Genomic DNA, 24,027 nt, shown 5'->3' with positions numbered 1-24,027 from the left:
TAGATATTCTTAAACATTAATATATTAACTTAAATGTATTTTTGTTCCATGTTTTTTATTTAGCTTTTACTTTTGACTAACTGCATTGATATGATTATTGTTTTTGTTATTTTTATGTTGTCTATTTTTATATGATTTATTTGAATGAGGTTTTGAACTGTCCTCATTAAAATCATTCACAATATTCAATACCATATTAATTATTTTTTCTATATTTTTTCCACCTAATTTATTAGATATAAATTCAATTCCCTTTTTAACTAATTCAAATATATTATCCTTTCCTTGCCAATTACTTAAAATAATATCCTTAGGAACTTCTTCTATTACTTTATTTAGCCCAAAAAAAAGCACTGCTAAATCATCTATCTCTCCTAATACTGGTATAAAAGAAGGTATTATATCTATTGGACTTACTACATAAGTTAAAATAGATCCTATTAAAACTTTCATTTTTCTATCTACTCTTGGGTTTCTAAATAATCTATATAAAAGTACAGTAATATCAGGAACCACCATAGCAAATTCAAATACAGGCTTGTACTTATTTGGCACCTTTTTATTTATATCAAATCTAATATTAGAATAAGCATCTTTTTTTGGCTTTAAAAAATTAGATTTTTTTGTTTTAGTTTTAGTATCTTTAACTTTTTCTTCTTTTATATCTTTAGAATAAACAAAGTTATCTACAGATACTTTTATAGTATTTTTTAAAACTTCTATACCGTTTATTTTAAAGTACACATACGGAATTTTTTTAGACAAAATATCTAAATCTACTTTTACATTATCTTTATTACTCTTTAAACCATACTCTTTAAATTTTTTTGTAACTGCTTTTAAAGCAGTATTTTTTATAGCACTTATTATTTTAAGACCTAATAAATTAATCTTTAGTATTCTAACATTTAAAATATTTTGATTAACACTTCCTAATGCAAATTTTGCTTTAAAAGAAAACTCTTTTCCCCTTTTATAACTTCCTTCTATTTCTATAAATTCATTAATATTTATATCTTTAATATTTAAACCTTCTACGTCTAAATAATCTCTAATCAAAGTCATTATATCTGATTTAGATAAAGTAACATTAACAGCGGATAGCTTCATTATATGTACTTCCCCCTTTTTAAGCATATGAAAATAATTAACAAGCCAAATATATAACATATATTTCATAAAACACAACAAGTTTAAGTATATCCATACTAATCTTATAATTAAATTTCAAAGAGAATATAACTTACAAAATAGGGTAATATACTGACTTATTTATTTTTTAAATTGTCTTTACTAATTATACATAAATAAAGTATACACTAAAGATAACTTAGTTAAAACCTTTAAATTTTATTCTGTGTAATTTAATCCCATTTTTGTTCCATAAATTACATTAGTAAAATTTATGTGATTTATTAGACTCTAGATTAAAAATATTATAATATAGTTAATAACACACTAGTCAGAAAAATTATATTGTTATTTTGCTATAAATTTATTTTTTAAAATATAAAAATAAATAAAAAGTCAAAAATTCGATAGATATTCTTTAAAATACAATTACTTTATTTCTGCTAATTACTAATAGCTATAGTATTAGTAGTTTTTAAAAAATAACTAGTTTATAAATAACTATATTATAGTGACTAGTTATTTATTTAAATGTTTCTAATCTAAAATATTGAAGGGAGAAATGCTATGAATAAAATTAAAAAGAAAATTATTATACTTCCCATAATAACTCTATTGTTATCTTTGATGTCTATGATTGGATTAAATTTATATAACAATAAAGTTAATAATAAAAACTACAATCATTTTTTAAATGATATTAAAAATAAGAAAATCTCAGAAGTGTATATTACAAATACACCTAAAATAAAAGTAAAACTTACTAATGGACAAACATATCAAACTGATAACCCTCGTTCTTTAAACTTTAAAGAAGATCTTCTTAAAAATGGGATAAAAATATCAGAACACTCACCTATGACTTCAAGAGAATTAATTCCTTTTATAGTTCTTATTGCTTCTTCTATATCAATAGTATTCATAGCTTTAAAAAATACTTCTTTTAAAAGAAAAAGTCGTAATTCAGTAGATTCTTTACAATCTAAGGAACTAGAAGAAATGACTCATAACTTTGACTCTGTTGCAGGAAATGAAGAAGCAAAAGAAAGTGTACAAGATGTTGTTGATTTTTTGAAAACTCCTGAAAAATACACATCCTATGGTGCAAGAATGCCTAAAGGAGTTATCCTATATGGTGAACCTGGTACTGGTAAAACACTACTTGCAAAAGCTGTAGCTGGAGAAGCTGGTGTTCCTTTTTATGCTGTTTCAGGATCTGACTTTGTACAAGTTTACGTTGGTGTAGGTGCCAGTCGTATTCGTCAATTATTTAAAAAAGCTAGAAATAAAGGTAAAGCTGTTATATTTATAGATGAAATTGATGCCATTGGTAAGAAAAGAGCAGGAGAATCGATGGGTGGATCTGAAGAAAGAGATCAAACTTTAAATGCATTACTTACAGAAATGTCTGGATTTAATGAAAAAGAAGGTATTGTTGTAATTGCAGCAACAAATCGTCTAGATGTTTTAGATGATGCTTTATTAAGACCTGGTAGATTTGATAGACATGTAGAAATAACACTTCCAGATGTTAGAGCAAGAGAACAAATTATAAACTTACATTTAAAAAATAAACCTGTTGGTAAAATAAATATAAAAGAACTAGCTAAAAAAACTGCTTACTTTTCTGGAGCCAAAATAGAGAACCTTATGAATGAAGCTGCTATTTTAGCTTGTAAAGAAAATAGTACTAATATAGAAGATTCCCATTTAAATAAAGCCTTTTCTATAATACTTGCAGGATACGAAAAACAAAACAGAGATTATATAACTCATGAAGACAAAAAAATAACTGCTTATCATGAGATAGGTCACGCTATGATAACAAAGAAGATTTTACCTAATGAAAAAATTTCTAAAGTAACTATAATACCAAGCACTAAAGGGGCCGGCGGTTACACTCTAAGTATTCCTGAAGATTCTTTATATCAAAACAAAGAATATTTAAGAAAAAGAATCATGGTTCTTTTAGGTGGAAGAGCTGCTGAAGAAATAGCCTTTGGTAAAAATCTTATAACAACTGGAGCTCACAACGATCTTCAAAGAAGTACTTCTATAGCTTATAATATGGTTTCTCACTATGGTATGGGAAAAACTTTAGGTTTATTAAATATGCAAGAACTAACTAAATTAAATATAGACCAAAAGGAAATCATAGAAGAATGCAAAAACTTAGTAAATGAATTATATACAGAAGTAAAAAATATTCTAACAAAAGAAAAAGAAATGTTAGATAACTTAACAGAAAAACTTATAGAAAAAGAATCTCTTCATAGTGAAGATTTTGAATCTATCTAATAATAAAAATATATAAATTAAAAATTATAGCTACTAGTTTAAAATAATTTAAACTAGTAGCTTTTTTATTTTCTATAAAACTACTTAACTTATAAACACAGTATAAATAATATTTTAACTACATTTTATTAACCTCTTTTTCTTTAAAGCTTACTAAAAATATAATTAGAGATACTAACAATCCTCCAATTAATCCACCAATATGTCCAAAATTATCCACATTGTGGATAGAAAGTCCTATTATTAGGTTAATAACTATAACAGAAATTATATTTTGCATAAAACCTTTTCCTATTTTATGCTTATTTCTATAAGCCAATATAAGAGTTGCCCCTAAAAGTCCAAATATAGCTCCAGAAGCTCCTATAGATACTGAATCTGAAAATTTATAACTAAAAACTGATGAAACTATTCCAGATATAAAATATATTATTAAGTATTTTATCTTTCCATAATAAGATTCTACTAAGGGTCCTATTGCATATAAAGCATACATATTTAAAGCTATGTGCATAAGCCCTCCATGCAGAAACATACAAGTTATAAATCTATAATATTCACCTTGATCAATAAGATAGTTTACTTTAGCACCTAGCATAACTAAAACATTTATATCACTATTAAATAAATTTCCTGATAAAAACATAGTAACAATATAAAACAATATATTTATAACTATTATTGAATAGGTTATTACAGGAATCTTTCTATTATTATTTACAATATGTGAAAGTTCTCTTTTCTCTTCTGGAACATAAGTTATATCTTTTACTAATTGACTTGATTTAATTCCTGAATAAAATATAACTCTGTCTTTATAATTTAATATAGTAGAAAATTCTTCTATTTCTTTTATTTTTATAGTTTCTATTATATTGTCAGCATAATTTGATTCTGTCAATAAGATTATATTTAAGTGTGCATTATAAATATTCAAGCTATTTTTTATGTATAATTTCAAATCATCTACATTTAAGTTTGAAATCATATCTTCTGTTGAAAATAATAAGACATCATTATAATCACTATATTTTTTTACTGCACCCCAAAGTCCATTAATTCCATTAAATTCACCTATTTCTATTACATTATAACCATTTAAACTTATTAGCTTTTCAATCAAATTTTTTATAAATTTATCTATTTAACTCACTCCTAAGCAAAAAATTTAAAATATTTATCTTACTATTTCCTCTATTGTTATGTTAGGATTTTTTAATAAATCTAATTCATAATATATTTTGCTATCTTTATCTAAAAAGTCATTAAATATTCTAATTATAGGTCTATCTGGATATCCTGCATTTTGACTTACAACATATCCTTCCTTATTATTTGAAAGTCTTATATGGCACCCTAATGGATATATAGCAAAAGTATGCCTAAACTTTTGTACCATATCTTTATCAAACATACTTCCAGAACCAGAAAGTATTAATTCATATGCTTCATTAGGTTTAAATTTTGCTCTATAACATCTATCATTACTTACAGCATCATAAACATCACATACACAAACTATTTTTGCCATAGGAGATATTTCGCTGCTTTTAAGACCATAAGGGTATCCTTTTCCATCTACTCTTTCATGATGTTGTTCCACTATTTTAGTTATAGTATCTGTAATTTTAATATTTTTTTGAAGCATTCTTTTTCCGTATATAGGATGTTTTTTTATTTCTTTAAATTCTTCCTCTGTAAGTCTACCTTTTTTCTTTATTATTTTAGATGGAACTTTTATCTTACCTATATCATGAAGTATTGCTCCAATTCCTATTTCTTTTATCCTATTTTCAGTAAATCCACAAGACATCCCCATAAAAGTAGTCATAATACAAGTATCTAAACTATGAATATATGTATAATTATCATAAGTTTTTATATCATAGAGAGACTTATTCACATCCCCTACATCTATTATATAACCTATAATTTCTTCTATTTCTTTAAAAGATTCTTTTACTTTTTTTCCATTAAAGTCATGAACATTTTTCATAACATTAGACATAGATCTTATAGTTGTTTGTTTAAGTTTATTTAATTTTTCATCCTCTACTAATACATCTTCTAATCTCTCATCTTGTATATAAACATACAAGACCCCTATTTGCTTTAATTTATTAATATAATTATTAGTAAGTTTCATTCCAGCTTTTAATAATACTTGTCCTTCTTCTGAAAATATACTTCTACCTAGCACCTCATCTTCTTTTACATTATTTATGAATTCAAGTCTCATCAACATACACCTCAAAAAACCATAATACATTTTTATATTTTTATATTATCTAATTTATAAAACTAATAAATGGGAAAATATAAATATTACTTTAATATAAATATTCTACCTACTTTTTTAAATGCCTCCAAAAATGTATAAAAACTAATTTATTTGAATATATAAATATGATCTATATACTTAAGTATTATTTACATTTATTGGTAAATAAGTTATTATTATATTGATATTTTAAAATGGAGGTTAAATTTTGAGAAAAAAGTTTAATAAAAAATCATTAGTGAAAAAACTTATAGCATTTATGTTTATTTTACTTTTTATTTTTATAATATATCATAATTATAAAGTAAATAAACAAACAGATATAACTTATACTGTTGAAAATTACATGACTACAGGATTATTTAACAAATATAGAATGTACAGCATAGATAATTTTGATTTAACATTTTCCGATGGAAACATAGCTGTAGTAAAAGTTTTTGGAACTGATAAAGAATCTCCACACAAAAGAATATCTTATAAAGTATTTGTAGAAAAAAATAAAAAAGGGATTTGGAAAGTAAAAAAAGTATATAAAGAAAATACCACTGCAAAAAAAGATGAGTATTATAAAAAACGCTTAGAATAAAACACTAAGCCTATCTTAGTGTTTTATTTTTCTTTTTTATACAAGATTTACATATACCCTTTATCTTAAGCTGATGATCTACACAACAAAATCCAGTCTTTTTTGTGACAAGCTCATCTATCTGAGGAATCGGACATTCTATTTCAATTTCTTTATGACACATCTTACATTCTACTATGTGTTTAGGACTTTTATGTTTCTTTAATATATATTTGCTCTTACCATCATCTATAATAAATTTTTGTATTAAATTTTTATTACTAAAAATTTCTAAATTTCTATACACAGTAGATAAATTTATAATTATTCCTTTTTCCTTTAACATATTATAAATATCTTCTACACTTAAAGAATGGTTTTCTACATTAAGAATATTTAGTATACTTACTCTAGCTTTTGTAATTTTTAATTTTTTTTCTTTTAATAAGTTTTGTGAACCCATAAAATCACCTTACTATAATATATATAAAATTCAATACTTTCAGATTATTAAATCAATATTCTATATAAGTTATTTATCGATAGGTTGTACTATTTATTGATAATAAATACCTAGTTAAAATAACTACCCCTAGAACTAATTATATAACATATATTTAATTTTATAAATGCTTAAAAGAATATCATTTTTATACCAAATATAATTAATATTATTCCACCTATATAATCTGCGTATCTAGATACGATAGATATCTTTTTTAAATACCTTGATATAAAAAATGCAACACTGCACATAACCAAAGTAATTAATCCAATAAATATTCCATTTAAAAATAATAAGCTTCCTTTTATTACATTTAAAGTAGTAAATCCTACAACTAATGCATCTATACTAACAGAAATTCCTAATATAAAATACATTTTTGTGCTCAAAAGAATATTTTTATTCTTTTCTTGTCTTCCTTCTTTAATCATTAAAAGACCTACAATAGCTATTATTATACCACCTATAACCTTTGGTACAGAAACTATGTATGTATTAAATAAGAATCCTCCTAAGCCCCCTAAATAAGCAAACAAAAATTGAAAAAATGCAAAAGATATTATAAAATATATCTTATTAATTTTTTTTATTTCATTATTAAAACCTATAGAAAGCGCCACACCAAAGGCATCTAAAGAAAGTGCTAATCCAATTAAGAAAACATTATATATACTCATATATACTCCTATACTAAGGCATATTAAAATAAATAATTAGACGTTATACTAATATTTTTTAAAACTACTTTTTACTTTAAATCTAATAATAGTAAAACTATTATGAAAATCTAAATTAGTATATTCTATAAAATATTCTTTTTCTATTTGTCTTATTATTTATCTTTATATCCTAATTATTAATTTATAATTTTTAAAAACAGTTTATATATTCCATTAATATTTTTATTCAAGTAATAGTCAATTATTCTTTAGAATAAAAAAATACTTAAATTTTCAATTATTACTATACCCTTTATTAGTAAAAAAGACAAATATTTTATAATAATTAAACTTATAAAAATAATACATTATCTTCTTTTTTATTTAAATATCCTTAGCTTATAAGTATAAAATTTTACAGTACCTAAAAATAAATTTAGATACTGTAAAATTTTATAATTATATCTTCCCTATTTTCTATTGGTTTATTAACTATTAACCACTTCATCTAGTTTTTTAGGATCTAAAAATCTTACATCACTACATATTACTTCCATGTATTTTTTCTTTAATCCTTCTTTATTAGTATATAATCTAGTCTGCAGTTTACCTTCTACCCCTACTAGTTTTCCTTTTACCATATATTTTGATAGTACTTCAGCATGCTTTCCAAAAATAACTACAGGTATAAAATCAGCTTTGTCTTCTTTTTTGTAATGTCTATTAACTGCTAATGTAAATGTAAGTATAGATAATTCTCTATCTTCTATTTTTTTTAATTCTGCATCTCTTACAAGTCTGCCTATAAGCATAACTTTATTCATACTTACAACCTCCATATAGAATTTTATTATTTTAAATGAAATAAGACATATTAAAATAAAAGTCCTCTCTATGTCTAAACTTTTTCACATTAAAATCTTAAATAATACTTTTCTATATTTATGTCCATCTTTTTATTTTATAATCATATAACTATAGGAATGCTTTACCTTTAGCCTTTAATATAAACATTATTTAAAACTATGAATTATTGAAGAAAATTTAACTTATAAAAATAATTATACTTAAGTATACCTTCAAATATATTAAAAATCTTTATTAAAACTTCATCATAATCATACTACCATTTTCTTTTAACCAAGCTCTTCTATCTTTACAATCTGGAATTATACTAGAAACTAGGTTCCAAAAATCTTTAGAATGATCCATATGTTTAAAATGACAAAGCTCATGGACAACTATATAATCAATTATGTATAATGGAGCCATTATAAGTTTGTAATTATAATTTATATTTCCTTTAGAAGAACAGCTACCCCATAAAGTTTTTTGTGATTTAATAAAAATTTTATTAGGTAAGCATCCTAATATAGCTCCGTAATATTTAGTTCTTTCCTTTAAAACTTGAAGTGCTTTTTCTTTATAAAACTTTTTAAATTCACAATCTATTATTTCTTTTCTTTTTTCCTTTAATATACCTTTATTTATATCTACAATAAAATTATTATTTTCTAATTTTAAGTTACAATAAGAAGATTTAGTATAGTTTATTTTTAGTCCATATTTTTCACCTAAATAATAATACCATTTATCCTCACTTATCTTTTTTAAGCACTCTTCCCGCTGCATTACCCATTTCTTTTGCTTTCTTATTATAGACTCCACAGTAGATTTACTAACTCCCAAAGGTGCTCTAACTTCTATAAATCCAGTTTTTAAAATTCTCATGCTTATATTTTTTTTAGCTTTATATTTTATTTCATATTTAAAAATTTTTTTATCTAAATTTATAGTTTCCAAAACCCTATCACCTCAATAAATATATGGTACAACAAATATGGTTATGAATACAACAATAAATATACCTCTTTTATATAGCAATTTATGATATAGCTACATAAAAGAGGTATTAGAAATATTTAAATATATACAATTTATTTGAATGATTTTTATTTAATTATTAAATTTATAAATTCTTAAGAAACTTGATATTCTATTTTCCATGAATCAAGAGGAATATTAGATTCTGGAGTAACATTCATTTTAAAAGCAAAGTTACATACTTTAGCTTTTAAAGGCATCACTTTTAAATCATCTATTTCAAATACTTCTGAAACAACTAATCTATCTTTTTCATCTTTAACAGACATAGGTAGCTTTTCTATATTAACAGCCTTTTTTGAAGCGTTTCTTATAACTATTGTAACTAATAAAGTTCCTTCTTTACTTACCCCTATACTAAAAGTTGAAAAACTTACTTCTCCTTCTTTTATATCAGGTAACTCTTTTAAAAATTCATCATAAACTTTTTTACTTGATTCATCTATACCTTCTGGTAAATTTTCATATTCTACTTCGATATTTCTTAAAGCTTTTATATTACTATCAAAAACTATTTTCCAGTCATCTGAATCTATTTTATCTACTTTCAAGTCATCCTCTTTATCAAAATAAAGCTTCCAAGGTCTAGCAGCATAGGGAGGTATATTTCCTAGTTTTCTTAAATCAAAAATTTTATATGCTAGAGTTTTTCCTTTTGAATTTATTATTCTAAAAGGTACGTCTTCAAAATTAACTTCTTTAGCTAGTCCATTTCTCAAATATAATTTTACTTCGTATTCTTCTCCCATATCAAAGACATATATCCCTGCTACATTTATTTGGCCTTCTTTTATAGGAACTAACTCATCTAATTCTTCTTCAAGTATTTCCTTTTGTACATTTGACATGACAACATTGTCTTTTTCTAAAAGTGATAATTTTACATCTATATTTTTTTCTTTATTATCTGAACTGTTACTACATAAAGTCATACAAAACCTCCAAATTCAATTAATTATTACAAATTATATTATAACCTGTAATTTTTTCTAAATCAATTTAAAGTAAGAATAAATAAATATATTATCAGAAATCATAAAAAAGAACCAGTGAAAAATAACACTGGTTCCTACACTTTCTTATATCTGATTTTTTGTTATAAATCAATATTTTAAATGATATTATAGTTTAATTTTACTGTACCGCTTGTGCACTATCTATTGCTGATTGTGCATTATTTATTGCTGTTTGTAATCTTTGTGTTGTAACTGTAACACGACTAGCACTTGCGGTTTCATTCTTGCACATATTTTCAGCATCTCTTAATGCATAATTTAACTGATTTAACTTAATCTTTAGATTACTTAAATTTGAACTATATCTTTTATCATTTGGATTTTGGTTTACTAACTCTTGTAGCTTTTGTACTTTTTCATTTAATTCATCCACTTTTGTTGAACCTGCAATCATAGTAGTTTTTAAACCTTTAATGTTTCTGTATATAACTATATCATACACTTCTGTTCCAATGTTTCCTGCTTCATCTGAAGCTAAAACAACGTAATCAGTACGATCATCAGCAATCATTAATGATAAATTCACTGTAGAAACATCTTTTTGTGATTTTGAATTTATTACCCTACGTCCTATACCTTTCTTATCTGAACCACTTTCTATTCTATCTAAATCTTCTTTTGTCATACCATACTTATACAAATCAGTTCTTATCATATATATATATCCTGGTTCATTTAATTTTATACTTAAATTCTCTCCAGCATCAATTTCTTTATAATCCTTAGTTACATCTTTAAATTTTATCTGTATTTTCTGTATAACTGGAGGTTTATTATCTATTTTTATTATATTACTGCTTGGCTCTGATGATGCTGCTTTGTTAACAATAAATAATTTGTATTCTACTTCTTTATTTGCCTCACCTGATCCTATCACTAATTTTCTTCCATTCATACTACATTTAATTACCTTGGCTGCACCAGTAGAATCTGTTCCTGCATCACTAGGATTAAATGGATTAGACTTCTTATCTTCTGCTCTCCAAAGTCTATATTTACCTATTCCATCAGTTCTTATTGTATCTAAAGTTACAAGATATGGAGTTTCTCCATCTCTTAATTCTCTTCCTAAATCTATTTCGTCTCCACCTTTAACACTTACATATTTATTTATATAACTATTTTTGGGAACATATTCAGCTACAGGACTTACCTCTCCTGGTACATCTGTTGTAACTTCTCCATCTATTAAAGGAGCATGTGCATCTGGGTCTGCTGTTGCCTTGCCACTATACTTTGTTCCTATATATAAATAATATTTTGATTCTCTAAAGTCTCTATTATCACTATCCTTATTTATATTTTGAGCATCAGCTCTTGACATAATACTTCCATCAAAAGAATGTTTATCTAGTCCCAAAGCATCTTTAATTGGTTCTTGTCTGCTTATATCTGGGCTTCTATTAGTAGATACATACATTCTTTGATCTATCATTTTATATCCTGAAGGAACACTATGGTATTCCCAATATGATTTATACCACTTATTTATAGTAAAATCTCTAATATCTATTCCTCTATATCCTATTCCAATATAATCTTTGTCAACTATGTTCTTCTCATTTCCAATCATCTCATCTATAGAAGAAGATACAGGCTGTTCTACTTTTGTTAAAGCACTTTCTGCTTTTCCATCTTGAACTCTTGTTATTGTTATATAAAATTCTTCTCCTTGAGGTTTAAGGTCACATCTAACTTGAGCCATTTTAACATTATTGTTATATCTACCAGTACCTAATCTTTTCTCTTTATTTTTATCAGCATAGATATTAATAATATCGCCTTGCTTAAATCTTGCTCTGTAATCAGTATCTCCATTTCTAATTTGTGTTAAATCATCTCTTACTTCCACAATATCACGAGTTCCTGGATTGTTATATACCATTATTTTATTAGTATCATTTATCATTTCAGAAGGTATAGTAAGCTTCATAGTAACTTTTTTATCATATCCTACTACATCTCCTGTATATGTTCTAACACCTTGACCTATTTTTACATTTTTAGTATCCCATATTACAACTAATTGCTGCATAGTGTTATCTTTCATAGTAGCTGCAACTTTTTCTGGTAAATACTTAGATTCTATCCATTCTATAGGTTGATTTACATCATCATAAGCTACAGTTCTTGCTAAATTATCAAGTCTTACTATTTCCTCACCATTGTTTGGTTTACCCATTTCCATAGGTTTTACATTTCCATTACTATTTAAAGGTAACCTACATATTTTTTTATTATCTCTAGTAGTATAATAAATAAAATCTCCTACTATATTTATATATCCTACTGAATCATCGCTTAGCTTTATTTTTGTTCCACTACCATCTGTTTTTACTTTATATAACTTACCGTGATCATCATAGTTACTATAGTATATCCAATCTCCATAAGCATTTATATGGAATCCTCTGTTAAATTCACTTACCTTACCTTTTATAGGAACAACTGCTCCTGAACCTGTTTTTCTAACTTTACTAATTATACCAGCACCTGAACAATAATATATCCAGTCACCTTCTACCTGAACACAATTTGCCCATTCATCACATATTTTTCCTCTGTAGTTACCATCTTTATTTACTACATAAGGTTTATGTCCATCACTATAGTTACTATAATATATCCAGTCCCCTACTATATTTATATAAGCAACCTCATCTTTTGAACCATCATTATCTGTGCAAACTTGTCTACCATGTCTTCTACCTGATGGATCGACATATGCATCTGAACCATCTTTTTTAATTCTATAAAGTCTACCATGATCTGAATGGTTACTATAATAAATATATTCTCCAGAAATCGTTACATAAGCTGCTTTATCATCAAGCAATTTTTCTCTATCTGATCCATCTGTTCTAGATTTATAAAGCTTTCCTCCATCTGTATAATTACTATAATAAACATAATCATTAAGTACATTTACATATTGAACTTTATCTTTAGTAATTCTTCTATTGTACATATCGTCAAATCCGATTTTATAAAGATTTTCGTTATTAGCATTATTTACATAATAAACATATCTTTTACCATCTTCTGCTGCTATACCATTATTATTTATATTACCTGGTGAGTTACCTTCCCATAAGTTGTCCACAAGTTTTACACTATATTTTTGATTATTTGTCTCACCAACATATATATAAGCTTTGCCAAGAACAGTTTTATCACTAGATAGTATACTTACCTCTTCATAAGAAACTGGTGGAAAATAAGCTATAGTTTGTTTTACTCCTCTTATTAAATTACTATGTTTAAGTTTAAAATATTTAGCATCTGGAACTGAAGTTATAGCATTAATTTTCACGCTACTCATTCTACCATTTCCACGAGCATATATTTCAGCATCTATAGATGGAGGTACTAATTTATATTCCCCTTCTGTTTCATTCCACTTATAAATATGTTTATTACCATTAGCATCTATGTAAGTCATAGTATTACTTCTTGTAAAATCTTTTGTTTTACCATCTAAATATTTATCATCAAAAAGACTTCTAATTCTTTGATAGCTATAGTCATAAACATAATATATATTAAATCCATTACTATTTATTATTTCATTTACTAAAGACTTATTTTTATATAAATATTCTATAGAATAAGCCTTATCTTTTAAAATTACAAGACCATCTTCCATTGGAAGTCCAGAATAAAGATTTTTTACATTAAACTCCATTTTAGCTGGACTTTTCATAACTTCTCCATCTTTGGATTTTATATTTTTAACTTCAATAATATATTTTTTACCTGATAAATACTTACTCTTAGGCTTTACTTTTATAGACCTTTCTGTAACTGCTGAAATATCTACATCTATCTTTTCACCACTTACTTTATCATAAACTATAATATTATCTTTACTCATGCTACTAGTATCAATATCTCTATTAAACTTAACAGTCCAATTTTTAGATGGAGATATATTATTTTTAGTAGCTAAATTTCTATAATTTTCTCCACTTGCATAAACGAGCTTTGGTATAAAAACAAAGGAACTAGCTAGCATAATTACAATAAGAAAATTACTAATAATTTTTTTCACAAACTTACCTCCTTTTTATTTTCATAATATTAAATTATATATTTTTACTCTTAAACATATTATTTACAGCATTTTATCAGTTAGCCCATAAAATACTTTTTATATATATATATCGTACATATATTTAAATTTTTTAGAGGATTATTTAAATTACCGAGCTTTATAATAAAAATATTAAATATGAGAATACTAAATTTAAGAGGTGATTTTATGTATTTTAAAAAAAATAAAAGATTTTTAGCTTTAAGTTTTGTATTTTTAATGTTTCTAACACTAGCTTCAGGATGCACAAATAAAACTAAAGAAAATCCTCCTGCTAGTAACAAAGAAGAAAAAACTGAAGACAAAATGGATGAAAACAAAAATAAAATGGATAGCAAATCAACTGAACTAAACAAAAGATCTCAAAAAATAGCTGACCAATTAGTAAAAATAGATGGAATAGAAAAAGCTAGAGTTGTAATTTCTGAAAAAAGAGCTTTAGTTGGAGTAACTATCCCATCATCTGCAGAAGGTAAAATTACAGATGAACTAAAAAATAAAGTAAAAGAAACTACTAAAAATACTGATAAAGAAATAGAAACAGTTGCTGTTTCTGCTGATGCAGACACTTATAAAAGAATTTCTGAAATTGGAGATGGCTTAAACGAAGGAAAAGGACTAGAAGAATTTGCATCACAAATAAAAGAATTATTTAACAGAATAACTCCTCAATAATATACTTATTGGATACATTTTATAATATAAATTAGATTATCCATAGTTTTTAATTTTCAACATATAATAATGTAATGATTATAAATATATAAATTATAATCTTAATTATTACACCTTTCCTCAATAAAAAATACCACCATAAATTGGTGGTATTTTTATTGTATATAAAAGACTTATCAAAAGCTTAGATTTTTATAAATCTTTCGTATTTTATCATATTTAAATAAATAACAAGCCATATATAACTATCCTTACATGGCATCTTTTGTTATAGTACCATTTACCTCTATACTAGATTGTTCTTTTTCTTCTACTTCTAAATTCACTGATTTATCCTTACTTTTTACAGTTGCATAAGCATAGAATGCTCCTCCAAGTGCAAACCATCCTAAAATTATACTCCACTCATAAGGCCAAGAAAGGGCTGCTGGAAATCCTGGAAGATACATACAAAGCATACCTAAAGATAAAACTATAGCAGTACAACCTACTATTTTACCATGTTTAACTTTATAAGGTCTTTCCATCTCCGGTTCATTCTTTCTTAATGCTAAGAAAGATATTGCAACTGTCAAGTATGAAATAACTATAGTAAATCCACCAGAATTACTAAGCCAAACTAACATATTTCTTCCTAAAAGAGGCGCAAAAGTTGATATAACACCTATTAATATTATAGCGTTAGTTGGAGTTTTATATTTTGGATGAAGTTTTGCTAGAAAGCTTGGAAGCATATTAGATTCAGCCATTGAATATATTGCTCTGCTTCCCCCCATAAAGAATGAATTCCAGCTAGTTATTATTCCGCCTATTCCTGCTAATATCATTACTTTAGATGCAAGAGCACTTCCACCAAAAACTTTACCCATAGCATCTGCTGCAGCTAAAGTTGAAGTAGATACTTCTGCTTGAGTTAAAGCTACTGATGTACTATATATTATTAAAGCATACCAAACTATAGCCATAATTACTGATAAAATAATTATTTTCCCTATCTTTTTGAAAGGAACATTTATTTCTTCCGCTGCTTGAGGCAAAACGTCAAAACCTACATACATAAATGGTGTCATTACTGTAACCATAAGTACACCTTTCCCACCATTTGAAAATAATGGTTGCATATTATGAACATTACCATGAGCTATACTTCCTCCAAATAGTAAAAATCCTACACATGCAATAAGAACAGTTACAACTCCTTGCATAAAGGCAGCTGGTTTTACACCAAAATAATTAACTATGGTTATAATTATTGAACTTACCGCTCCTATTATTACCCAAGTAGCATAAACATCATACCCTGCTATTGTATACATAAAACCTTTTAAATAAGACGATGAAAATAAATACTCTAACACTGTAGGAAATGCAACCGCTTCAAAGGATACAACTGAAACGTAACCTAAAATTATAGCCCAAGTACATACAAAAGAAGGCTTTCTACCTAAAGCTCTATAACTAAATACATGCTCTCCTCCACATTTTGGCATAGCTGATGTAAGTTCTGCATAAGTGAGGCCAACAAATACTATCATTATACCTCCCATAACAAAGGCCATTATAGCTCCTAAACTACCGGCTGTTCTTATCCATTCTCCCGTTAGAACAACCCAGCCCCAACCAATCATAGCTCCAAACGCTAAAGCTATAATATCTTTTTTTGACAATACACGATCAAAATTTTCACTACTGGTACTGGCGCCACTACTATCAGATGACATAAAAAAAATACCCCCTTAAGTTATATGTTTTTAGATTAACTTTTTTATTTAAACTCCAAAACACTAGTTTAAATTAATAAATATCAATTAATAATTTAAATAAAAAAATTAATAAAATGCATAATAATTCACTTACTTTTATTGTAACAACCTACAACTTCTCGGTAGGTTGTTACTTTAATTATATTCTTTCCAAATATTACATGTCAATTATTTTTTAATATTTTTGAAAAATTTCATGTTTTTAAAAATTTATAGAAATATTTTTTATAATTTGATAAAAAATACTTGGTATTTTTATCAAATTAATACATAATATATTTTACGTTTTTTTGAAAAATTATATATATATTACTGAAATAAAATAGTCTTTGAAAATGGTTACAATATTTTTTTATGTCAATTTATTTTTAAACATAATAGTGTTAATTTATTGAATATATTAAGAACATAAAAAGAGGATATCTCAAAATAAAATTTTGAGATATCCTCTTTTTTATATTAATTTTATATAGACTATTTTACTTAGATTATTTTATATAAAATGAAATACATATCAGAATATAAAATTATTATACAATTGTTTTTTGTCTTACATCTTTACTATAATCTGGAATTCCTATCATTTCATGTTCGTATTTTGTTAATTCAACTCTATTTACTTTTCTATTAGCAGTTATATAAAATACAGCTCCTAAAGCAGTCCATCCAAGTATTATTGCCCATTCATAAGGCCATGAAAGACAAGATGGGAACCCTGGCATATACATAAGGAACATTCCTACTGTTAAAGCCAGTCCTACAATTCCTACTACTTTATAATTTTTAACTTTATAAGGTCTTTCCATATTGGGCTCTTTCTTTCTCAATTTCATGAAAGCTAAAACAACTATTGCGTAAGCTATTACTATACCACATCCACCTGCATTACTAAGCCATATTAACATATTTTTACCAAGTAATGGAGCAAAAGTTGATATAGCACCTATTAAAATTATTGCATTAGTTGGTGTTTTATATTTTGGATGTAATTTTGTTAAGAAAGCTGGTAACATTCCTGATTTTGCCATAGCATATATAGCTCTGCTTCCACCCATAAGGAATGAATTCCAACTAGTTATTATTCCACCTATTCCTGCTATAATTAAAATTTTTGCTGCTATATTACTTCCATTAAACATTTTCTTCATAGCATCTGCTGCTACCATATTTGATCCTACCACTTCTGTAGGTGTTAAAGCTACTGAACTACTATATATAATAACTCCATACCATACCACTGCCATAAGAACTGAAAGAGCTATTATTCCACCAATCTTTTTAAAAGGTATGTTTATCTCTTCTGCCGCTTGCGGTATTACATCAAACCCTACATACATAAAGGGCGTCATTACCGCTACGCCTATAACCCCTTTCATTCCAGAGGTAAATGTTGGATTAAGATTTGCTACATTACCATTAACTAAACTTCCTCCAAACAAAAGTATTCCTACACATGCTATCATAAAAGTTACAACACCTTGTAAAAAAGCTGCCGGTTTAACTGCAAAATAATTTACTATAGTTATAATTATAGAACTTACTGATCCAATTATAAGCCAATTTGCGTAAACATCATATCCAGCTACAGTATATAAATATCCTTTTAAATAAGAATTAGAAAACAAATATTCTAAAACACTTGGAAAAGCAACTGCTTCAAAAGCTACAACTGAAACATATCCTAAGATCATTGCCCAACTGCATACAAAAGATGCATTTCTTCCAAGCCCTCTATAACTGAAGACATGTCCTCCACCACATTTTGGCATAGCAGATGTAAGCTCTGCATATATAAGTCCTACAAATAATATCATTACTCCACCTAAAACAAAGGCTAGTATAGCGCCTAGACTACCTGCTGTTTTTATCCATTCACCAGTTAAGACAACCCATCCCCAACCGATCATAGCTCCAAAAGCTAAAGCTATAATATCTTTTTTAGATAAAACACGTTCAAAATTTTCTGAACTATTGCCGGCACTACTACCGTCTGTTGACATAAATAATCCCCCTTAAGTACTCACTTATTAAAAATATTTAAATAACTAATCTTTTATATTTATTTTCTTTAATGTGCATAAGACACGTTAAAATGAATCATATTTCAAATTTAACTTATATTTTTAAATTTATAAAAACATAAAAAATTAATTATTAATTATCACATTTATAATCACTATTAAGGTTAATTTATAAAAATCTTTATTGAAACAACTTGCAATTATTCCATAAGTTGTTATTTACATTATATTACTTTTTATGAAGGATTGTCAATCATTTATTATAATTTTGAAAATTTTACTTATTTTATAAGTATGCAAATTTGATTTACTTGCTTTAAATCATCTTATTCTTTGTAATTTATCAAATGTTCTAGTGTTAAATACCTTTTCATTCAATTACTCCTATTTTCTAAGTATTCCAAGTGTGTTTGATAAAATTTTCTAACAAAAAAAATAAAAGATATTAACCAATTAGTAATATCTTTTATTTCTATATATATGGTTTTTAATTATTATTCATTCAAATGTATATTTATACTTCATTTTTCACTATTACAACCTACTACTCTAAAGTAAAATCCTTCATTTTTTATAAAATGTGAAAAAAATAATTCATTTTATTAATAAAATATTATATATAAAGGTATATTTTTGAACATTTTACTCTCTTAATCTCTTAAAGTAGCCTTTATTCTATTTTTATTTTTAAACATAGCAAATACTGATTCAATATTTTTAACTACTATGTCTGATTCAATTAAACTTTTACTAAAACAGCCTTCTTCTCCTAATACACATATAGAAAGTACCGCTTTTTTAAACATCTCTAGATCATTTTTTCCATTTCCAACTGCTACTGTTTTTTTAGACCCTAATTTTTCTACAAATTCTTTTTTATATGCTGTAGCATTACCTTTAGAAAAAGTTTCTATAGCTAAAGGTAGTCCTTCTGCCTCTCTTCTTACATTTCCATAAGTATCTGCAGTTATTATATAAATTTTTAATGTTTCACTTAATTTTTTCAAGTTTTCCTTTACCTTTTCAGTTAAAATACCATCTACTGCTACAGTACCATTATAATCAAAAACAATGTTTTCTATATTCAAAGTATCCCATCCTGGAATGTCAACACAAATCATATTACTTTCTCCCTATAAATTTATTTTTTAGTTATCTCTTGTTCTATAATAAATAATTCTTTTTGTTTAGTAAACTCTACTTTTCCATCTTACTCTTATATCCTATTTTAAATTAAAAAATTTTATCCAAAAAGTCCTCCTATATAATTTAAAGTTCTTTGATCCTTAGGATTTTCAAATAATTTTTTTGTAGAAGAGTATTCTATAATCTTACCATCTAATATAAATGCAGTATTATCAGATATTCTTTTAGCTTGAGCTAAATTATGAGTAACTATAACAATTGTATATGTAGTTTTTAAATTTAAAAGCATATCTTCTATTATAGAAGTATTTAAAACATCTAAAGCAGAACAAGGCTCATCCATTAAAAGCACCTTAGGTTCTACTGCTAAAGCTCTTGCAATACATAATCTTTGTCTTTGACCTCCTGATAACTTTAAAGATGATATTTTCAAATCATCTTTAACCTCATCATACAGACCTACTAATTTTAATTTTTGTTCTACTATATCACTTACTAAAGCTTTATTTTTTATTCCATAATATTTTAGTACATAGCTAATATTTTTATAAATAGAAAAAGGAAAAGTTGCTGGAGTTTGAAAAACATACCCTATATCCTTTCTCAAGTCTTCTAAAGGCATCTTATTTATATTTTTTCCCTCGAAATTAATTTTTCCAGATATATTAGCATTTTCTGTTTCTTCTACAAGTCTATTTAAAGTTTTTAAAAATGTAGACTTTCCACAACCAGAAGGACCAATTATGGCAGTTATTTTATTTTTTTCTATAGGTAAAGATATATTTTTTAAAATATGTTTCTTATCTAAATAAACATTTAAATCCTGAATATCTAATATATTATCCATAAATTACCTCTCTTTCTTTTTAGAAAATATTAAAGAAAAAAGATTTAAAACTACAAGTATAAAAATAAGTATAAAAGCTGTACCATAAGCTTTCTCCATAGAAATCCCTTGACTTATAAGTATATATAAATGATAAGGAAGTGCCATAACTGGAGAAAACAAAGAATTTGGATTTGGTGCTGATATTACCGCAGAAGTTAACATAATAGGTGCCGTTGCTCCCATAGCAAACCCTGCTGATAGCATAATAGCAGATATTATTTCGTCTTTAGCACTTGGAAGTATTATATTTATAAAAGTATGAAATTTATCTATACCAAGAGCATAAGAAGATAAAATCATAGTCTTGTCTACTTCCTCTATAGCTTTCTCACATATAACTTCTATATAAGGAAATATCATTATTCCTAAAGTTATTCCACCAGACAATAAAGAAACTTTAAAATCAAGAAAATACACTAAAAAAGAATAACCAAACAATCCAAGAACAATAGATGGAACACCAGATATTGAACTTATAACAACATGCATAAAATTATTTATCTTTTTATTTTTACTATATAATGAAATATATATAGCTGTAGATATACCTAGTATTGATGCAGAAATTAAACTTATAAAAGTAAGACTTAAACTTCCAAGTATAGCTGGAAATACTCCCCCTTCTTTTCCAAGAGGCATTCCTTTTGGTTTCCCAAATATAAATTCTTTATTTATAGAAGAAAATCCATTTTTAAATATGTATATTAAAATAAAACTTATAATAGAAACTACAATAAAAGTACTAAAAAAATATAATAAATATAATAAAATATCTTTAAAAGACTTTTTCATATTAAAGTCTCCTTTTCTAAAAATTTTATAATTATTAATTTCAACTTAAAACTATGACTTCAATATATTAGCTCATAATTTACAACTTCTTAATCAGCATATATATTCATTAAAATTTTATATTTATAAGTAATATAAAATCTAAATATTATATATCTATACTTTTTTTAATCTTATAAAATAAAGTATTAATTATAAGAAGTATAATCATAAGTACAAAACCAGATGCAAATAAAGCATGATAGTGCATACTGCCAACTTGACTTGATCCCATTTCCAATGCAATTAAAGAAGGTATGGTTTCACCTTTTCCTAAAAGTTTAGGGAAAATAGGACTATTTCCCATAACCATCATAACTGCCATAGTTTCTCCCATTCCTCTACCAACAGCTAAAATAGTAGATGCTAGTATGGCCTTTTTAGAAGCCCTTATAACTAAATTATTAAGCATGTACCATTTAGACACTCCTAAAGCTTTTGAATACATATAATACTTGTTATAAACCTTTATCATAGTATCTGTGCAATTAGATATAATAAATGGAAGTATCATAATAGCTAATATAATCCCTGCACTTAAAACACACTCTCCTTGAGACATAGAAAATTTATCTTCAAAAAACTTTACTAAAACAGAAAGTCCTATAAATCCATAAACAACAGAAGGTATCCCAGATAACATATCTATAAAAGGTTTCAAAATTTTTCTTACACCACTAGGTGCAATATTTGATAAAAATATAGAACAACAAACGCCTATAGGCATAGCTATAATAACGGCTACAAAAGTTACATAAAAAGTTCCTACTATAAAATTAAATATTGAAAAATTAGAACTATCCTCTAAAACATTCCAAGAATTATTTAATATAAAATTAAATAAAGAAGTATTTTTAAATATAGGCAAACTTTCTTTTAATATAAACAAAAGTATTAAACATAAAATAGCTACAGATAAAAATGCTATACTCTTTACTACAACAAAAAATATTTTTTCTTCTTTTCTTTTCAAAAAATCACCTACTTAAAATTTCCTATGCATTAAACCATACACTGAATTAATTTATTTATAATCAATAATTTAAAATAAATTTAAATTTTAAAATAGCTAAATAATTATAATTAATCTTAATTTTAAAATCTATAATTTTCTAGTAATAAATATAAGAAAGGAAAAACTCCTTTCTTATGTTTTTAGTTTATTATGTTATTTTATATACCTTAGTATTATTTATTAGAAATAAATCCTGAATCATCAACTATTTTTAAACCTTTATCACTTTTTAAAAAGTCTACAAAAGTTTTTTCTTTATCATTTAAGTCACCATCTTTAACTACTAAAAGAGGTCTTGATATTTTATATTTTTTATTTAAAATATTTTCTCTTGTAGGTTTAATTCCATCTACTGCCATAGGAATTAATTTTCCTTCATTTTGTTTTACAAGACCTACAGACGCATATCCAATAGCATTTTTGTTATCTATAATCTTTTGAGTTAAAGCTCCCATAGATGGTGCTTGAATAGCATCTTTTGAAACTTTTTTATCTCCCATTACAGCTTTTTTAAATACTTTTGCAGCACCGCCACCTGCATCTCTAACTACAAGAACAATTTTTTCTTTTGGAAGTTTTGAATCAACATCACTCCAATATTTAGCTTCTCCAGAAAATATTTTTTGAATTTCTTCTTTTGTAAGACTTTCTTTATCTTTTAAAATTTCATTTTTAGGATTTACAGATACAGTTAAAGCATCAAATCCAAGTTTTATTTCTTTATAATTTTTCATCTTACCTTTTTCTTCACCACTAACTTCTCTTGAAACTAATCCAAAATTAGCTGTTTTTTCTATAGCAGCCTTCACCCCTGCTCCTGAACCACCAGAAGATACTGAAACCTTTATAGTTTTATCTTTTAAAGAATCACCTGCTTTAGAAATAACCGGTGCTAAAGTAGATGAACCTATACAAACTATTTTTCCGTTATCTTTAGAAGCATCCTTTGAAGTATCACTCTTTTTTGAACAACCTGCAAATACAATTCCTACAGATAAGGCTAAACTTAAAACTATTGCTAACTTCTTTTTCATCATTATTCCCCCTATATAACCTCTAATCTACATAAATTTTAACATACTTCAAATTTTTTTATAATATAATTAATATTGGTTTTTTTAATAGTTAAATGCCAATCTATAAGGTTTTATTATAGCCCTATCTTACTTATAAAATTTTATAATAATATCTCTTTAAAAATCACTTATACAAAATAAAAAAGCCATAACCTTTCACAAAATATTTCACTTTA

Annotated in this window: 19 protein-coding genes; 3 read left to right on the top strand and 16 right to left on the bottom strand. The window is 25.7% G+C overall.

The genetic code is table 11. From position 1 onward, the window contains the following. Positions 1 to 66: 66 nt before the first annotated feature. Positions 67 to 1,110 carry a YkvA family protein gene (locus ABDZ71_RS15475; protein ID WP_343762966.1) on the bottom strand — a complete coding sequence of 348 codons (1,044 nt, stop codon included), beginning with the start codon at positions 1,108 to 1,110 and terminating at the stop codon, positions 67 to 69. 588 nt (positions 1,111 to 1,698) lie between these two features. Here ABDZ71_RS15475 and ABDZ71_RS15470 point away from each other — a divergent pair. Beyond that, the gene (locus ABDZ71_RS15470; protein WP_343762963.1) at positions 1,699 to 3,429 is read left to right on the top strand and encodes an ATP-dependent metallopeptidase FtsH/Yme1/Tma family protein; all 1,731 of its coding nucleotides are present in this window, start codon (positions 1,699 to 1,701) and stop codon (positions 3,427 to 3,429) included. Positions 3,430 to 3,547: 118 nt separating this feature from the next. On the opposite strand, the gene ABDZ71_RS15465 is transcribed toward ABDZ71_RS15470, so the two are convergent. Continuing rightward, the gene (locus ABDZ71_RS15465) at positions 3,548 to 4,552 is read right to left on the bottom strand and encodes a rhomboid family intramembrane serine protease (protein WP_343762960.1); all 1,005 of its coding nucleotides are present in this window, start codon (positions 4,550 to 4,552) and stop codon (positions 3,548 to 3,550) included. A gap of 54 nt (positions 4,553 to 4,606) precedes the next feature. Continuing rightward, entirely contained in the window at positions 4,607 to 5,668 is a 1,062-nt protein-coding gene (locus ABDZ71_RS15460) for an HD-GYP domain-containing protein (RefSeq protein WP_343762958.1), read from the bottom strand. Between the two features lie 250 nt (positions 5,669 to 5,918). Between ABDZ71_RS15460 and ABDZ71_RS15455 the strand changes: the two genes are divergently transcribed. Further along, positions 5,919 to 6,299: a hypothetical protein gene (locus ABDZ71_RS15455; protein ID WP_343762956.1), complete on the top strand. Its 381-nt coding sequence runs from the start codon at positions 5,919 to 5,921 to the stop codon at positions 6,297 to 6,299. Between the two features lie 10 nt (positions 6,300 to 6,309). On the opposite strand, the gene ABDZ71_RS15450 is transcribed toward ABDZ71_RS15455, so the two are convergent. The 6 genes from ABDZ71_RS15450 to ABDZ71_RS15425 form a co-directional block, all read right to left on the bottom strand. After that, positions 6,310 to 6,741 carry a Fur family transcriptional regulator gene (locus ABDZ71_RS15450; RefSeq protein WP_343762954.1) on the bottom strand — a complete coding sequence of 144 codons (432 nt, stop codon included), beginning with the start codon at positions 6,739 to 6,741 and terminating at the stop codon, positions 6,310 to 6,312. A 170-nt stretch (positions 6,742 to 6,911) separates the two neighbouring features. After that, the gene (locus ABDZ71_RS15445) at positions 6,912 to 7,460 is read right to left on the bottom strand and encodes a manganese efflux pump MntP (RefSeq protein ID WP_343762952.1); all 549 of its coding nucleotides are present in this window, start codon (positions 7,458 to 7,460) and stop codon (positions 6,912 to 6,914) included. Between the two features lie 470 nt (positions 7,461 to 7,930). Beyond that, entirely contained in the window at positions 7,931 to 8,266 is a 336-nt protein-coding gene (locus ABDZ71_RS15440) for a single-stranded DNA-binding protein (RefSeq protein ID WP_343762950.1), read from the bottom strand. A 277-nt stretch (positions 8,267 to 8,543) separates the two neighbouring features. After that, entirely contained in the window at positions 8,544 to 9,245 is a 702-nt protein-coding gene (locus ABDZ71_RS15435) for a M48 family metallopeptidase (RefSeq protein ID WP_343762948.1), read from the bottom strand. A 176-nt stretch (positions 9,246 to 9,421) separates the two neighbouring features. Beyond that, positions 9,422 to 10,258 carry an SLAP domain-containing protein gene (locus ABDZ71_RS15430; RefSeq protein ID WP_343762946.1) on the bottom strand — a complete coding sequence of 279 codons (837 nt, stop codon included), beginning with the start codon at positions 10,256 to 10,258 and terminating at the stop codon, positions 9,422 to 9,424. A 202-nt stretch (positions 10,259 to 10,460) separates the two neighbouring features. Next, a complete protein-coding gene (locus tag ABDZ71_RS15425) occupies positions 10,461 to 14,393 on the bottom strand; it encodes a DUF5050 domain-containing protein (protein WP_343762944.1) in 3,933 nt (1,310 codons plus the stop codon). A 210-nt stretch (positions 14,394 to 14,603) separates the two neighbouring features. On the opposite strand from ABDZ71_RS15425, the gene ABDZ71_RS15420 reads away from it, so the two are divergent. Beyond that, positions 14,604 to 15,110, top strand: coding sequence for a YhcN/YlaJ family sporulation lipoprotein (locus ABDZ71_RS15420; RefSeq protein ID WP_343762942.1), 507 nt, complete (start codon positions 14,604 to 14,606; stop codon positions 15,108 to 15,110). A 251-nt stretch (positions 15,111 to 15,361) separates the two neighbouring features. Here the strand turns inward: ABDZ71_RS15420 and ABDZ71_RS15415 are convergent, their stop codons facing one another. From ABDZ71_RS15415 to ABDZ71_RS15385, 7 genes are all read right to left on the bottom strand, one after another. Next, positions 15,362 to 16,831: an APC family permease gene (locus tag ABDZ71_RS15415; RefSeq protein WP_343762940.1), complete on the bottom strand. Its 1,470-nt coding sequence runs from the start codon at positions 16,829 to 16,831 to the stop codon at positions 15,362 to 15,364. Positions 16,832 to 17,403: 572 nt separating this feature from the next. After that, complete coding sequence (locus ABDZ71_RS15410) at positions 17,404 to 18,873, bottom strand: APC family permease (protein ID WP_343762938.1); 1,470 nt, start codon at positions 18,871 to 18,873, stop codon at positions 17,404 to 17,406. A gap of 671 nt (positions 18,874 to 19,544) precedes the next feature. After that, on the bottom strand, positions 19,545 to 20,015 hold the full coding sequence (locus tag ABDZ71_RS15405) for an HAD family hydrolase (RefSeq protein WP_343762936.1): 471 nt from the start codon (positions 20,013 to 20,015) through the stop codon (positions 19,545 to 19,547). Positions 20,016 to 20,137: 122 nt separating this feature from the next. After that, positions 20,138 to 20,887 (bottom strand): phosphate ABC transporter ATP-binding protein, encoded by a 750-nt coding sequence (locus ABDZ71_RS15400; RefSeq protein ID WP_343762933.1) that lies wholly within the window; start codon positions 20,885 to 20,887, stop codon positions 20,138 to 20,140. Positions 20,888 to 20,890: 3 nt separating this feature from the next. Continuing rightward, positions 20,891 to 21,721 (bottom strand): phosphate ABC transporter permease PstA, encoded by an 831-nt coding sequence (pstA, locus tag ABDZ71_RS15395; RefSeq protein ID WP_343762932.1) that lies wholly within the window; start codon positions 21,719 to 21,721, stop codon positions 20,891 to 20,893. 148 nt (positions 21,722 to 21,869) lie between these two features. Beyond that, positions 21,870 to 22,733, bottom strand: a complete 864-nt coding sequence (pstC, locus tag ABDZ71_RS15390) for a phosphate ABC transporter permease subunit PstC (RefSeq protein ID WP_343762931.1) — start codon at positions 22,731 to 22,733, stop codon at positions 21,870 to 21,872. A gap of 215 nt (positions 22,734 to 22,948) precedes the next feature. Beyond that, positions 22,949 to 23,809, bottom strand: a complete 861-nt coding sequence (locus tag ABDZ71_RS15385) for a phosphate ABC transporter substrate-binding protein (RefSeq protein ID WP_343762929.1) — start codon at positions 23,807 to 23,809, stop codon at positions 22,949 to 22,951. Between the last annotated feature and the right edge of the window lie 218 nt (positions 23,810 to 24,027).

Source organism: Clostridium oceanicum, assembly GCF_039521385.1.
Lineage (GTDB): Bacteria > Bacillota > Clostridia > Clostridiales > Clostridiaceae > Clostridium_F > Clostridium_F oceanicum.
Note: the sequence above shows the minus strand (reverse complement) of the source record. Positions and strands in the feature narration are given on the sequence as shown.